General features: G+C 71.9%; 13 protein-coding genes and 1 riboswitch. Of the genes, 9 read left to right on the top strand and 4 right to left on the bottom strand.

Annotated elements, in window-relative coordinates:
- Positions 1-250: 250 nt before the first annotated feature.
- Together VXC91_RS09460 and VXC91_RS09455 are read right to left on the bottom strand one after the other, a co-directional pair.
- Complete coding sequence (locus tag VXC91_RS09460; protein ID WP_329506563.1) at positions 251-484, bottom strand: ferredoxin; 234 nt, start codon at positions 482-484, stop codon at positions 251-253.
- A 3-nt stretch (positions 485-487) separates the two neighbouring features.
- Positions 488-1,948 carry an aldehyde dehydrogenase gene (locus VXC91_RS09455; protein WP_329506562.1) on the bottom strand — a complete coding sequence of 487 codons (1,461 nt, stop codon included), beginning with the start codon at positions 1,946-1,948 and terminating at the stop codon, positions 488-490.
- Positions 1,949-2,117: 169 nt separating this feature from the next.
- Between VXC91_RS09455 and VXC91_RS09450 the strand changes: the two genes are divergently transcribed.
- The 7 genes from VXC91_RS09450 to VXC91_RS09420 all read left to right on the top strand — a co-directional run bounded on the left by VXC91_RS09450 (position 2,118) and on the right by VXC91_RS09420 (position 10,063).
- A complete protein-coding gene (locus tag VXC91_RS09450) occupies positions 2,118-3,182 on the top strand; it encodes an MBL fold metallo-hydrolase (protein WP_329506560.1) in 1,065 nt (354 codons plus the stop codon).
- Positions 3,183-3,486: 304 nt separating this feature from the next.
- Positions 3,487-3,555: riboswitch (cobalamin riboswitch) on the top strand.
- A 122-nt stretch (positions 3,556-3,677) separates the two neighbouring features.
- The gene (locus VXC91_RS09445) at positions 3,678-4,919 is read left to right on the top strand and encodes a prenyltransferase/squalene oxidase repeat-containing protein (protein ID WP_329506559.1); all 1,242 of its coding nucleotides are present in this window, start codon (positions 3,678-3,680) and stop codon (positions 4,917-4,919) included.
- Positions 4,916-5,545 carry an SCO2322 family protein gene (locus VXC91_RS09440; RefSeq protein WP_345127182.1) on the top strand — a complete coding sequence of 210 codons (630 nt, stop codon included), beginning with the start codon at positions 4,916-4,918 and terminating at the stop codon, positions 5,543-5,545. The genes VXC91_RS09445 and VXC91_RS09440 overlap by 4 nt, the downstream gene beginning before the upstream one ends.
- A gap of 2 nt (positions 5,546-5,547) precedes the next feature.
- Positions 5,548-6,636: an energy-coupling factor transporter transmembrane component T gene (locus VXC91_RS09435; protein WP_345127184.1), complete on the top strand. Its 1,089-nt coding sequence runs from the start codon at positions 5,548-5,550 to the stop codon at positions 6,634-6,636.
- A complete protein-coding gene (locus VXC91_RS09430; protein WP_329506557.1) occupies positions 6,633-8,324 on the top strand; it encodes an ABC transporter ATP-binding protein in 1,692 nt (563 codons plus the stop codon). The genes VXC91_RS09435 and VXC91_RS09430 overlap by 4 nt, the downstream gene beginning before the upstream one ends.
- The gene (locus tag VXC91_RS09425; protein WP_329506555.1) at positions 8,321-9,154 is read left to right on the top strand and encodes an ECF transporter S component; all 834 of its coding nucleotides are present in this window, start codon (positions 8,321-8,323) and stop codon (positions 9,152-9,154) included. The genes VXC91_RS09430 and VXC91_RS09425 overlap by 4 nt, the downstream gene beginning before the upstream one ends.
- Before the next feature lie 495 nt (positions 9,155-9,649).
- Positions 9,650-10,063, top strand: a complete 414-nt coding sequence (locus tag VXC91_RS09420; RefSeq protein WP_329506553.1) for an aggregation-promoting factor C-terminal-like domain-containing protein — start codon at positions 9,650-9,652, stop codon at positions 10,061-10,063.
- Positions 10,064-10,165: 102 nt separating this feature from the next.
- Here VXC91_RS09420 and VXC91_RS09415 read toward each other — a convergent pair whose 3' ends face one another.
- Positions 10,166-10,585: an ATP-binding protein gene (locus tag VXC91_RS09415; RefSeq protein ID WP_329506551.1), complete on the bottom strand. Its 420-nt coding sequence runs from the start codon at positions 10,583-10,585 to the stop codon at positions 10,166-10,168.
- A gap of 92 nt (positions 10,586-10,677) precedes the next feature.
- On the opposite strand from VXC91_RS09415, the gene VXC91_RS09410 reads away from it, so the two are divergent.
- A complete protein-coding gene (locus VXC91_RS09410; RefSeq protein WP_329506549.1) occupies positions 10,678-11,526 on the top strand; it encodes a helix-turn-helix domain-containing protein in 849 nt (282 codons plus the stop codon).
- Complete coding sequence (locus VXC91_RS09405; RefSeq protein WP_329506547.1) at positions 11,486-11,692, top strand: DUF397 domain-containing protein; 207 nt, start codon at positions 11,486-11,488, stop codon at positions 11,690-11,692. Before VXC91_RS09410 ends, VXC91_RS09405 begins: the two co-directional genes overlap by 41 nt.
- On the opposite strand, the gene VXC91_RS09400 is transcribed toward VXC91_RS09405, so the two are convergent.
- The gene (locus VXC91_RS09400) at positions 11,676-12,845 is read right to left on the bottom strand and encodes a steroid 3-ketoacyl-CoA thiolase (protein ID WP_329506546.1); all 1,170 of its coding nucleotides are present in this window, start codon (positions 12,843-12,845) and stop codon (positions 11,676-11,678) included. The two genes, VXC91_RS09405 and VXC91_RS09400, sit on opposite strands and share 17 nt — an antisense overlap.
- Positions 12,846-12,951: the final 106 nt, after the last annotated feature.

Raw genomic sequence — 12,951 nt, 5'->3', positions numbered from 1 at the left:
CACAGGCGCTGCGGGCACGAAAAGACCTACGAGACGGGTTTGGATGACTTTCCGGTCTTTCGACCTTCCAGCCCCTCGGCCGACCGATGTCGGCCCCAGCGGAAACCGAAGTCTCACGCCGAAGTCGGCAGCTTCCGGTCGAGTTTCCTCACTCGCCCCGTAGGCGACTTTCAGATTATCACCGGCACCACCGGATGGAACCCCCGTAATCAATATTTTTTGGGCAATCCGGACACTCGTCCTCGATGATCTAGTCCTCCGGCGGGAACACCGGCTCCCCGCTCCCCACCAGTGTGATCACGATCGCCTCCACCGGGCAGTTCTCCGCCGCGTCCAGGATCTGCTCACCCGCGTCGGCGTCCGGCTCCACGGGGTGGGACTGCCGGGCCGCGTCGAGGCGGAAGGCCTCGGCGGCACGGTGGACGCACTGCGCGGAGCCGATGCAGACCGAGCGGTCGACCTCGATGTGCCAGCGGTCTCCCATGCGCTACGCCTCCCCGTGGCCGGCCGGCAGATGGATCATCTTGTGTTCCAGGAACTCCCCGTACCCTTCGGGCCCGAACTCCCGCCCGAGGCCCGAGTTCTTGTAGCCGCCGAAGGGGCCCAGCATGTCGAGACTGAAGGTGTTCACCGAGTACGTGCCGGTACGCACCCGCCGGGCGACCTCGATGCCGCGCTCGACGTCCGCCGTCCACACGCTGCCGCTCAGGCCGTAGTCCGAGTCGTTCGCGATCTTCACGGCCTCGCCCTCGTCGCCGTACGGGAGCAGGCAGACGACCGGCCCGAAGATCTCCTCGCGGGCGATCCGCATGGCGTTGTCGACGTCACCGAAGAGGGTCGGCTCCACGTACCAGCCGCGATCCAGGCCCGGCGGACGCCCGCCGCCGGTGAGGACCTTGGCACCCTCCTCCTGGCCGATCCTGATGTAGTCGAGGTTGCGCTGCCGCTGGCGGGCGGCCACCAGCGGACCGACCTGGGTCGCCGGGTCCAGCGGGTCGCCCACCACGAGGGCGCTCGCCGCGGCGGCGAAGGCGTCGGCGAACTCGTCGTAGCGCGAGCGCGGCACCAGGATGCGGGTCTGGGCCACACAGGCCTGCCCGTTGTTCATCCAGGCGGCCGGGACGATCCCCGCCACCGTCGTGGAGAGGTCCGCGTCCGGCAGCACCACGGCCGCCGACTTCCCGCCGAGCTCCAGGGTCACACGGGTCAGATGGCGCGACGCGACCTCCATCACCCGCTTGCCGGCCGCGACCGACCCGGTGAAGGACGCCTTGTCGACGCCGGGGTGACCGACGAGGTACTCGCTGACCTCGCGGTCCGCGGGCAGGATCGACAGCACCCCCTCCGGAAGCCCCGCCTCGCGCGCGATCCCACCGAGGATGTACGCGTCCAGCGGCGACTCGGGCGACGGCTTCAGGACGACCGTGCAGCCGGCGAGCAGGGCGGGCGCGAGCTTGGCGGCGGCCACGAACTGCGGCACGTTCCACGGCACGACGGCCGCCACGACCCCGACCGGTTCGCGCCGCACGAGAATCTTCCCGAGGACCCCGTCGCGCCGCTCTTCGTGGGTGAAGCCCCGTGCGACCGTGATCGCCGCGTCCCACACCATCATCGCGCCGAGCGCCTGGGCGAGGACGCTCCAGGAGTACGGGGAGCCGTTCTCGGAGGAGATCACGCGGGCGATCTCCTCGTGCCGTACCGCGATCGCGTCCTTGATCCTGGTCACGGCCTCGATCCGCTCGCCGAGCGTCATCCGCGGCCAGGGCCCCTCGTCGAAGGCCCGGCGGGCGACGGCGACCGCCCGGTCCACATCCTCCCGGGAGGCGTGCGGCACGCGCCCGATGACCTCCTCGGTGTGCGGCGAGACCACCTCGATGACGTCCTTGCCCAGGGGGTCGGTCAACTCCCCGCCGATGAACAGCTGTCCGTGTTCCACGAGCTCGGTCATGGCCGACTGCCTCCCCGGGGATACTCTGACGAACCATCAGGTGACGCAACTGATACCAGTTCCGGTCGACGGAGTCCACGGACGGGACAGGCGTCCCGAAAGGTGACCGGGGCTACCTTCGAAACATGTTCTAGTTATAGTGGGCAGGAAGGCGGCGATTGGGGAATCCATGGCTCGGACGGCCGATCACGGCGGGGGCGTACGGTCGATCAGGGTCCCGATCCCTGACAACCCCCTCGGCCACACGCTGGTGTACGTCGTCGACACCGACGGCGGTCCGGTGCTGGTCGACACGGGCTGGGACGACCCGGACTCCTGGGACGCTCTCACCGAGGGGCTGACGGCGTGCGGCACCTCGGTCACCGAGATCGCGGGGGTGGTCGTCACACATCACCACCCCGACCACCACGGCCTGTGCGGGCGGGTCCGTGAGGCGTCCGGGGCGTGGATCGCGATGCACGCGGCGGACACCGCGATCGTCCGCAGGACCCGCGAGACCCGTCGCGAGCGCTGGTTCACCTACATGGAGGCCAAGCTTGCAGCGGCCGGCGCCCCCGAGGAGCATCTGGCACCCCTGCGCGCCGCGCGCTCCCGTGGCGGCCTGCCCGGCTTCTCCCCCGCGCTCCCCGACCGCGAGATCGTCCCCGGCGAACTCCTCGACCTCCCGGGCCGCCGGCTGCGCGCGATCTGGACGCCGGGCCACACACCCGGCCATGTGTGCCTCCACCTGGAGGAGGAGCATCCCGCCGGGCTCCCCGGTCACGGCCGCCTCTTCTCCGGAGACCACCTGCTCCCGGAGATCACCCCGCACATCGGCCTGTACGAGGACCCGGACGACGCCACCGTGACCGACCCTCTCCCAGTCTCGGCCTCGCTCGACCGGGGGGACCCCCTTGGCGACTACCTCGACTCCCTGGAACGCATCGGCCGCCTCGCACCCGCCGAGGTGCTCCCGGCCCACCAGCACACCTTCCCGGACGCACCCGCCCGCGTCCGGGAGTTGCTGACGCACCACGAGGAGCGGCTGAGCGGTCTCCTCGCCCTCCTCGGCACCCCGCTGACCCCCTGGCAGCTCGCCGAGCGCATGGAGTGGAACCGCCCCTGGGACGAGATCCCGTACGGTTCACGGCACATCGCGGTCTCGGAGGCCGAGGCGCATCTTCGCCGACTGGTGAAGCTGGGGCGGGCGGAGGCGGTGGTGGCGAGCGATCCCGTGACGTACGTGGCGGTGTGACGCTCGCACCCCGCGTCACACCTCTGGTACCAAGTCCCATGGACCCATGCGAGCAACGCCTCGCCGAACGCGCCTGCGCACATCTCGTCCTCGGCTTCGTCCAACGGCTCGACCTCGGTGAACCCGCGTGCGTGGCCGAACAGTTCACCGAGGACGGCACCTGGCAGCGGTCTCCCCGTCCGCATGAACAGACCCTGTTCGCAGCCGGCCCGCACGGTCCGGGCGCCCGCACCGCTCATAGGGGGCCCTCGGCTCCGCTCCTACCGACGGGTACAGTAGCCGGGTCGTTCTCGCACCCGTACGGGGGGAAGCCGGTGGAAATCCGGCGCTGACCCGCAGCCGTGAGCCACACACGTGGCGAGCCGGATTGCCCCGTGCGGTTCGTGACCGGCTCACGCGCACCGGCGGCCCGCCGGTGTGCGGCACCGTCGAGGTCTACGGAGCAGAGCCGCCCGGAGTGTTCCGTGCTGCCCGGCTCCCCGCAGGGAGTGGCACATGAACCTCCGCCGCAGCGCCGCGGCTCTGGCAGCGATCGCCGTGATCGGCGCGGCCACGCCCGCCGTCGCCGCCGGACCGTCCCCGTCCGCGTCGCCGTCCCCGGTGATACCCGACGGACTGTACGGCCGCACGGACCCGACGTACGACGGCGTCTGGCGCCAGTCGCTGACCCTCCTCGCCCAGGACACCGTGGGTGTCAGGCCCGCGACCGCGGCGGTGGACTGGCTGACCGGACAGCAGTGCGCGAACGGGGCGTTCGCGGCCTTCCGCGCCGACACCGCCAAACCCTGCGACGCCCAGCTCATGGTCGACACCAACAGCACCGCCGCCGCCGTCCAGGCCCTCGCCGCGCTCGGCGGGCACGGTGCCACCACCGGCAAGGCCGTCGCCTGGCTGAAGTCGGCGCAGAACGCGGACGGCGGCTGGGGCTACGCGCCGGGCGGCGCCAGCGACGCGAACTCCACGTCCGTGGTCGTCGGTGCCCTCGCCGCCGCGGGCGAGAAGCCGCAGGACGTCCGCAAGGGCGGCAGGTCCCCCTACGACGCGCTGCTGAAGCTCGCACTCCCCTGCGACGGCGACGGGGCCGGTGCCTTCGCCTACCAGCCGGACAAGAAGGGTGCGTTGGCGGCCAATGCGGACGCGACGGCGGCAGCCGTGCTCGGAGCGCTCGGCAAGGGGCTGGCCGGGGACGGTACGAAGCCGGACCGCGCACCCCTGACCTGCAAAGACGCCACCGGTCCTGGGCAGGCCGCACACAACGGCGCCGCATACCTCCGCAAGGCCCTGGCCAAGGACAGGCACCTCACGCAGGCGCTGCCCGGCGCCAAACCGCAGCCCGACTACGGCAACACGGCGGACGCGGTGGTCGCGCTCGCCGCCGTCGGTCAGGGCGAGCAGGCCGCTCCTTCCCTGCGCTGGCTGGAGGCCCACTACAAGCAGTGGGCGAAGCAGAGCGGACCGGCCGCGTACGCCCAGCTGATCCTCGCCGCGAAGGCGGCGGGCTCGGACCCGCGCGACTTCGGCGGCCAGGACCTGGTCGAGCTCATGGACGCGACCGGACCGGACCCCGCGGCGGTGCCCGACGCCAAGGGCTCCCAGCCGGACGCCGCCAAGGACTCGGCGCAGTCCGACGAGGACGAAGGTCCCCTCCGCGTCGCGTGGATCGTCGGCGCCTGCCTCCTCGCCCTGACCGCCGGTGGCATCCTGTACACCTCCCGGGGCGGGAGGCGTCAGCCGTGAGCCGCCGTGTCTGCGCCCTGCTCCTGGCCCCTCTGCTCCTGCTGCTGGGGGCCGCCGGCCAGGCACAGGCCGTCGGGTACCGCTACTGGTCCTTCTGGGAGCGCGACGGCGGCCACTGGACCTACGCCACCCAGGGCCCCTCGACCGCCCGCCCGGCCGACGGGGACGTCCAGGGCTTCCGCTTCGCCGTCAGCGAGGACTCCAAGGACGCCACCACACCACGCGGCACCGCGGACTTCACCGCCATCTGCGACGGGACGCCTGCACGGGCGGGTCAGAAGCGGGTGGCGCTGTTGATCGACTTCGGTACGCCGTCGGACGCACCCCCGGGCGAGACCCCGCCCACCGCGCGCACGGCCTGCGCCCGCATACCCGGGGACGCGACGACGGCGGACGCGCTCGCGGCGGTCGCGGGGCCCCTCCGCTACGACACGAACGCCCTGCTGTGCGCGATCGCGGGCTATCCGCGGCAGGGGTGCGGCGAGCAGGTGACGGCCGAGAAGCGCCCCGCGCAGACGAAGAGCGAGCCGCACCACGGGCCTTCGGTGGGCGTGTTCGCGGGCGCCGCCGCCGTGGTCGTACTGGGCGCGGCGGCGCTGTGGCAGGCGCGCCGCCGCAGGAGCTGACGATGGCACCCCCGACCGGCCGCGGCCGACCGGCCGTCCACCCGGGCGCCTGGTGGCTGTGGTCACTGGGGCTCGCCGCCGCGGCCACCCGCACCACCAACCCCCTCGTGCTGGCCCTCCTCGTCGCCGTCTCCTCGTACGTCGTCGCGGCCCGCCGCACGCAGGATCCCTGGTCCCGCTCCTACGCGGCCTTCGCCCGGCTCGCCCTTGCCGTCCTCGTCATCCGTCTGGTCTTCGCCGTGGTCCTCGGCTCGCCCATTCCCGGTACCCACACCGTCCTGACCCTGCCCGAAGTCCCCCTGCCGCACTGGGCCCAGGGCATCCGCATCGGCGGCCGGGTCACCGCCGAGGGCCTTGTCTTCGCCCTGTACGACGGCCTGAAACTGGCCACGCTGCTCGTCTGCGTCGGTGCCGCGAACGCGCTGGCGAATCCGGCCCGGCTGCTCAAGGCGCTCCCGGGCGCCCTGTACGAGACGGGCGTGGCGGTCGTCGTCGCGCTCACCTTCGCCCCGCACCTCGTGGCCGACGTCCGGCGCCTGCGCGCGGCGCGCCGGCTGCGCGGCCGGCCCGACCGGGGTCTGCGCGGGCTGCTCCAGGTCGGGCTGCCGGTCCTGGAGGGGGCGTTGGAGCGCTCGGTCGCCCTGGCCGCCGCGATGGACGCGCGCGGCTTCGGCCGCACCGCCGACGTCCCGCCCGCCGTCCGCCGCACCACCGCCGCCCTCACCCTGGGGGGTCTCCTCGGCGTCTGCGCGGGAACGTACGGACTCCTGACGGCGGAAGGGGGCGTCTACGGTCTGCCGGGCCTGCTCGCGGGCCTCGCCGCCGCCCTCGCCGGGCTCCGGCTCGGCGGCCGGCGCTCGCCGCGCACCCGCTACCGCCCGGACACATGGGGCGCACGGGCGTGGCTGGTCGCCGGTTCCGGGATCCTGGCGGCGGCGGTGGTGGCCGTGGCCGCCGCCCTGGATCCCGCCGCCCTGCATCCTGGCGTCGTGCCCCTGACCGCTCCGGCGCTGCCCCTGCTCCCCGCCGCGGGCGTCCTGCTCGGTCTGCTGCCCGCGTTCGTCACCCCCGCCCCCGAGGAGTCCGCGTGATCCGCTTCGAGGATGTCTCCGTGAGATACGACGGTACGGCCGTACCCGCCGTCGAGGGTGTCGGCTTCGAGGTCCCGGAAGGCGAACTGACGCTGCTGGTCGGTCCGTCCGGGGTCGGCAAGTCCACGGTGCTGGGCGCGGTGAACGGACTGGTCCCGCATTTCACGGGCGGCACCCTGGGCGGCAGGGTCACCGTGGCCGGACGTGACACCCGTACGCACAAGCCGCGTGAACTCGCCGACGTGGTGGGCACGGTGGGGCAGGATCCGCTGTCCCACTTCGTGACGGACACGGTGGAGGACGAACTCGCCTACGGAATGGAGTCGTTGGGGCTCGCCCCGGACGTCATGCGGCGGCGGGTCGAGGAGACCCTGGACCTGCTGGGCCTGGCCGACCTGAGGAACCGGCCGATCGCCACCCTGTCGGGCGGGCAGCAACAGCGCGTCGCGATCGGCTCGGTGCTCACCCCTCATCCGAAGGTCCTCGTCCTCGACGAGCCGACGTCCGCTCTGGACCCGGCGGCGGCCGAGGAGGTCCTCGCCGTCCTGCAGCGGCTCGTCCACGACCTCGGTACGACGGTCCTGCTGGCCGAGCACCGGCTGGAACGGGTCGTCCACTACGCCGACCGGGTCGTCCTGCTCCCCGGCCCCGGTGCCCGTCCGGTCGTCGGCACCCCGGCGGAGATCATGGCGGTCTCCCCGGTGTATCCGCCGGTGGTGGACCTGGGCCGGCTGGCGGGCTGGTCGCCCCTGCCCCTGACGGTCCGCGACGCCCGCCGCCGCGCGAACGCCCTGCGCGAACGGCTCGCGGGCGCCTCACCCGTACCGGGCCGGGATCCGTTGCCCCACGTGGGGACGAGCCCCCGCCCCGACGCGGCGCCCGCCGCACGCCGCTTCCTGCGCCGAAGCACCGCCCCGGTCGCCGCGCCGCCCCAGCCCGCGGCCGTCGTCACCTCCCTCGCCGTCCGCCGCGGCGCCGTCGAGGCCCTGCACCGGGTCGACCTGACCGTCACCGCCGGCGAGACCGTGGCCCTCATGGGACGCAACGGGGCGGGGAAGTCCACGCTCCTGTCGGCGCTCGTCGGGCTCTTCGAGCCGTCCCGAGGTTCCGTACGGGCCGGTGGCGCGGTGCCGCATCGCACCGCCCCGCGCGACCTGGTACGACGGGTGGGCCTCGTGCCGCAGGAGCCGCGGGACCTGTTGTACGCGGACACGGTGGGCGCCGAGTGCGCCGCAGCGGACCGGGACGCGGGGGCCTCCCCCGGCAGCTGCCGGGCCCTGGTGTCCGCACTGCTGCCGGGCGTCGCGGACGACACCCACCCGAGGGATCTGTCGGAGGGGCAGCGGCTGGCGCTCGCACTCGCCGTCGTCCTCACGGCGCGGCCCCGACTGCTGCTCCTGGACGAGCCGACGCGCGGACTCGACTACGCGGCGAAGGCGCGTCTGGTGGCCGTGCTGCGCCGGCTCGCCGCCGAGGGGCACGCCATCGTGCTGGCCACCCACGACGTGGAACTGGCGGCCGAACTCGCGCACCGCGTCGTGATCCTCGCCGACGGCGAGGTCGTCGCCGACGGGCCCGCCGCCGAGGTGGTCGTCGCGTCCCCGTCGTTCGCGCCCCAGGTGACGAAGGTCCTCGCCCCGCAGCAGTGGCTCACCGTCGCCCAGGTCCGGGAGGCACTGTCGTCATGACGCCCCGCACGCCGGAATCGGTCGCCCCCCAGGCCCGTCCCGTCCGCCTCGGCCCCCGTTCCGTCGCCGCCCTCACACTGGTGAGCGCGGTCGGTGCCGCGGGGTTCACCTGGCCCCTGTTCGCCGACCCCGCCTCGCAGGTCGGCGCACACGCCCAGGACGCCCCCTGGCTCTTCACCGGGCTGCTCGTGCTGCTCGTCGCCGTCGTCGCGGCGACGATCTCCGAGTCGGGGCTCGGTCCCAAAGCCGTGGCCATGCTCGGGGTGCTCGCCGCGACCGGCGCCGCCCTGCGGCCGATCGGCGCGGGGACCGCGGGCATCGAGCCGATGTTCTTCCTGATGGTGCTGAGCGGTCGGGTGCTGGGGCCCGGCTTCGGGTTCGTCCTGGGGAACGTGACGATGTTCGCCTCCGCCCTGCTGACGGGTGGGGTCGGGCCGTGGCTGCCGTTCCAGATGCTGGCCATGGGCTGGTTCACCCTGGGCGCGGGGCTGCTGCCGGGCGACCGGCTGCGGGGGCGCGGGGAGGCCACGATGCTCGCCGGGTACGGCTTCCTGGCCGCGTTCGCGTACGGCACGATGATGAACCTGGCGGGCTGGCCCTATATGAACGCACTCGCCTCCGGCATCGCCTTCGACCCGCACGCCGGGCTCGCCGCCAACCTGACCCGCTTCCTCGCCTACTGCGTGGCGACCTCCCTGGGCTGGGACCTCGGCCGCGCCGTCGTCACGGTCGTCCTGACCTTCTTCCTCGGTCCGGCCGTGCTCAGGGCACTGCGCCGGGGGACCCGGCGCGCCGCCTTCGAGAGCCCCGTCGCCTTCGAGCCGCGCTGACACAAGACCCCCGGGCACATTCCAACTCCCCGGCGTGCGGCGCCGGTCACATTGACGGACGTGCAAAGGCACCTCACGCGCCCCTGGGCTGCGACCTGGGTCACACCGCACGCCCTCCGCCTGCGGCGCAGGTCACACCCTTCGCCTTCGCTCCGTGTCGCTCCCTCGACCATCGGTGACGCAAACCGTGACGAGCCCCACGTGAGCGAGGTCACCTACGACCCGGGGCCGTAGGCGAGCAGATAAGCATGTACGCGGCAATTCAACCCCTGACCTGGGGATTGAGAGCCAGGTCACACAGGGGTCGCGGGCAACGGATGCGACCACAACTAGTAAAAAGGGTCATTGCGGACATTCCCCCGGCCTGCTTCTCTGGATGACGTCGCCGGGCGCCGACGAGCCCACACGGGCCGCGGCGCCGATGCACGCCCCCACCGCATCCCGCGTGGTCACGGCATGCCTGCGACCCCTTGTCCCCGAACGAAAAGGTTCTCTGTGTCCGTCTCTTTCATCCGCCGCGTCGCTTCCCCCAAGAAGGCCTTCGCCACTGCCGCCGTCGCCGCCGCCGCGTCCGGCATGCTGCTCACCTCGGTGCCCGCTCACGCGGCCACCGACTCGGCCTCCAACGCCAGGGCGATCGCGCACCAGATGATTCCTGACGCCGCGCAGTACGAAGCGTTCAACAAGATCGTCACCCACGAGAGCGGCTGGAACATGCACGCCACCAACGCCTCGTCCGGCGCCTACGGCCTGGTCCAGGCGCTGCCCGGCTCCAAGATGGCCTCCGCGGGCTCCGACTGGAAGACCAACCCGGCCACCCAGATCAAGTGGGGCCTGGACTACATGAACTCCCGCTACGGCAGCCCTGTCGCCGCGTGGAACTTCTGGTCCACCCACCACTGGTACTGAGCCGGCCGAGCTCACGCTGCTGCGAAGGCGGTGGTCCCCCGACCGGGACCGCCGCCTTCGGCGTATCCGCGCCCGTCCGTCAGCTCCACGGAGTCTTCCGCGTCAGGCGACCAGGCACTCGAACCACACGGTCTTGCCCACCGAAGGTCCGGGCTCCACACCCCACTTGTCGACCACAGCGTCCAGGAGCAGCAACCCGCGTCCACCTTCCGCATCCGGGGGCCACGCCTGCGGCATCGGGGGAAGCCGGGAGAACCCGTCGGCCACCTCCACCCGGACCCCCGCGGCCTGCCGCAGGACCAGCAGCGTGCAGTGCCGGTCCGGGACGTGGCGTACGACGTTGGCGACCAGCTCGGTCACGGCCAGCTCCACGACGTCGACCAGGTCCGCCATCTCCCACTCGTGCAGGAACGAGCGGACGATGCGGCGGACGTGCCGCGCCGAGTGCTCGGCGACGGTGAGACGCATGCGGTACTGATTCGGGCGGGGACCCAGGAGGGGCGAGGGAATGTAGTCGTTCACCGTACAAGGCTCACCTGGCACGACTACGCTCGGCTATGGATCGGATACAACCAGCCCCTCAGTGGGCCGGGTTGCGCGAGAGGGGGCCGATCATGACCCACATCAACGCCCTCGACCCGGGCGCCTCACCACTCGACTACTACGGGTTCGAGCTGCGCCGCCATCGAGAGGCCGCGGGACTGACGCAGAAGCAGCTCGGAGACATCGTCAACTACACGGGTTCGCTGGTCGGGCAGATCGAGACGGCACGGAAGCTGCCCACACCGGAGTTCAGCGAGCGGGTGGACGCGGCGCTGGGCACCGGTGGGCTACTGTCGCGGCTCGTCACGCTGGTGATGCGCAGTCAGCTTCCGGCGTGGTTCCAACACGTGGCGGAGTTGGAAGCGCGGGCCGTCGAGATCTCCACCTTCCAGGCGTTCACGATCCACGGCCTCCTCCAGACCAAGGCCTATGCGCGCACGGTGCTTGGGGCACTCGACCGGACGGACCTCGATGATCGCACCGAAGTGCGGCTGGCCCGACAGCGCATCCTCGAGAAGACCGAGCCGCCGATCCTTTGGATGGTGCTCAGTGAGGCCGCATTACACCAAGAGGTCGGCGGCTCGGCGACGATGCGCGAACAACTGGTCCATCTGTTGTCCTTCGAAGGCAACCCCCGGATCAATGTCCAGATCCTGCCGTTCTCAGTCGGGGCACACGCGGGCCTACAAGGCTCGTTCAGTATCTTCCGCTTCGTGAGCGATCCGACCGTCGTCTACACAGAGGGCTACGGCAGCGGGCACCCATCCGCGAATCCGGACACCGTCAAGGACTGCTCACTCCGTTACGATCATCTGCAAGCCGCCGCACTCTCACTCAGGGACTCGGCGGAGCTGATCCAGCGCGTGATGGAGGAACGCTATGGAGATCAACGCGAAGCCGACGGGGATCCAGTGGCGTAAGTCCAGCCACAGCGGCGACCAGGGCGGCGAGTGCGTCGAGATCGCCGAACTCCCTGGCGCCACCGTAGCCGTACGCGACTCCAAGACCCCCGCCGGACCGGTGCTGACCCTCGCACCCGCCGCCTACGCGGCGTTCGTCTCCTGGGCGTCTACAACCGCTGAATGATCGTCCCGGTGGCCAGCCCGCCACCCGCGCACATGGTGATGAGCGCGAACTCCTTGCCGGTGCGCTCCAGTTCGTGCAGCGCCGTGGTGATCAGCCGCGCGCCCGTCGCACCCACCGGATGCCCCAGCGCGATCGCCCCGCCGTTGACGTTCACCTTCTCCAGGTCCTGCTCGAAGACCTGCGCCCAGCTCAGCACCACCGACGCGAACGCCTCGTTGATCTCGACCAGGTCGATGTCCTTCAGGGACATCCCGGCCTTTCCCAGCACGGCCTTCGTGGCATCGATCGGGCCGTCGAGGTGGAAGTGCGGGTCCGAACCCACCAGCGCCTGGGCGACGATGCGTGCCCTCGGCCGCAGCTTCAGGGCCCGCGCCATCCGCTTCGACACCCACATGATCGCCGCCGCGCCGTCGGAGATCTGCGACGAGTTGCCGGCCGTGTGCACCGCCGTCGGCATGATCGACTTGAGCCCGGCCAGCGCCTCCATCGAGGTGTCGCGCAGGCCCTCGTCCCGGTCGACCAGCCGCCACATGCCCTGACCGGCCCGCTGCTCGTCCTCGGTGGTCGGCACCTGCACGGCGAACGTCTCGCGCTTGAACCGCTCCTCCGACCAGGCGATCGCGGCCCGCTCCTGGGAGATGAGCCCGAGCGCGTCGACGTTCTCGCGGGTCAGCCCCCGGTGCCGGGCGATACGCTCCGCCGCCTCGAACTGGTTCGGCAGGTCCACGTTCCACTCGTCCGGGAAGGGCTTGCCGGGACCGTGCTTGGAGCCGGAGCCGAGCGGCACCCGCGACATGGCCTCCACGCCGCAGCTGATCCCGACGTCGATGACGCCCGCCGCGACCATGTTGGCCACCATGTGCGAGGCCTGCTGCGAGGAGCCGCACTGGCAGTCCACGGTCGTGGCGGCGGTCTCGTACGGCAGGCCCATCGTCAGCCAAGCCGTGCGCGCGGGGTTCATCGACTGCTCGCCGGCATGCGTCACCGTGCCGCCGACGATCTGCTCGACACAGTCGGCATGGATGCCGGTGCGGCCGAGGAGTTCACGGTAGGTCTCGCCCAGGAGGTAGGCGGGGTGCAGATTGGCGAGCGCGCCGCCGCGCTTGCCGATGGGGGTGCGTACGGCTTCGACGATCACGGGTTCCGCGGCCATGGGGGGCTCGTCCTCTCCTCGGTCACCCGCGCGGCGCGGGCGTCCCGGCCCACCCGCCACGCAGAACTAGTACGCGTTCTAGTTCTGCTTGCAGTCTGCTGACAGC

The sequence above is a fragment of the Streptomyces chiangmaiensis genome, assembly GCF_036281785.1.
Classification (GTDB): Bacteria; Actinomycetota; Actinomycetes; order Streptomycetales; family Streptomycetaceae; genus Streptomyces; species Streptomyces chiangmaiensis.
The sequence above is the reverse complement of the archived record's forward strand: the minus strand, read 5'-3'. Positions and strand labels throughout refer to the sequence as shown.

Bases quoted from the DNA above. Each gene is read 5' to 3' on its own strand.
- VXC91_RS09460 (WP_329506563.1), bottom strand. From the start codon at position 484: ATGGGAGACCGCTGGCACATCGAGGTCGACCGCTCGGTCTGCATCGGC.
- VXC91_RS09455 (WP_329506562.1), bottom strand. From the start codon at position 1,948: ATGACCGAGCTCGTGGAACACGGACAGCTGTTCATCGGCGGGGAGTTG.
- VXC91_RS09450 (WP_329506560.1), top strand. From the start codon at position 2,118: ATGGCTCGGACGGCCGATCACGGCGGGGGCGTACGGTCGATCAGGGTC.
- VXC91_RS09445 (WP_329506559.1), top strand. From the start codon at position 3,678: ATGAACCTCCGCCGCAGCGCCGCGGCTCTGGCAGCGATCGCCGTGATC.
- VXC91_RS09435 (WP_345127184.1), top strand. From the start codon at position 5,548: ATGGCACCCCCGACCGGCCGCGGCCGACCGGCCGTCCACCCGGGCGCC.
- VXC91_RS09425 (WP_329506555.1), top strand. From the start codon at position 8,321: ATGACGCCCCGCACGCCGGAATCGGTCGCCCCCCAGGCCCGTCCCGTC.
- VXC91_RS09410 (WP_329506549.1), top strand. From the start codon at position 10,678: ATGACCCACATCAACGCCCTCGACCCGGGCGCCTCACCACTCGACTAC.
- VXC91_RS09405 (WP_329506547.1), top strand. From the start codon at position 11,486: ATGGAGATCAACGCGAAGCCGACGGGGATCCAGTGGCGTAAGTCCAGC.
- VXC91_RS09400 (WP_329506546.1), bottom strand. From the start codon at position 12,845: ATGGCCGCGGAACCCGTGATCGTCGAAGCCGTACGCACCCCCATCGGC.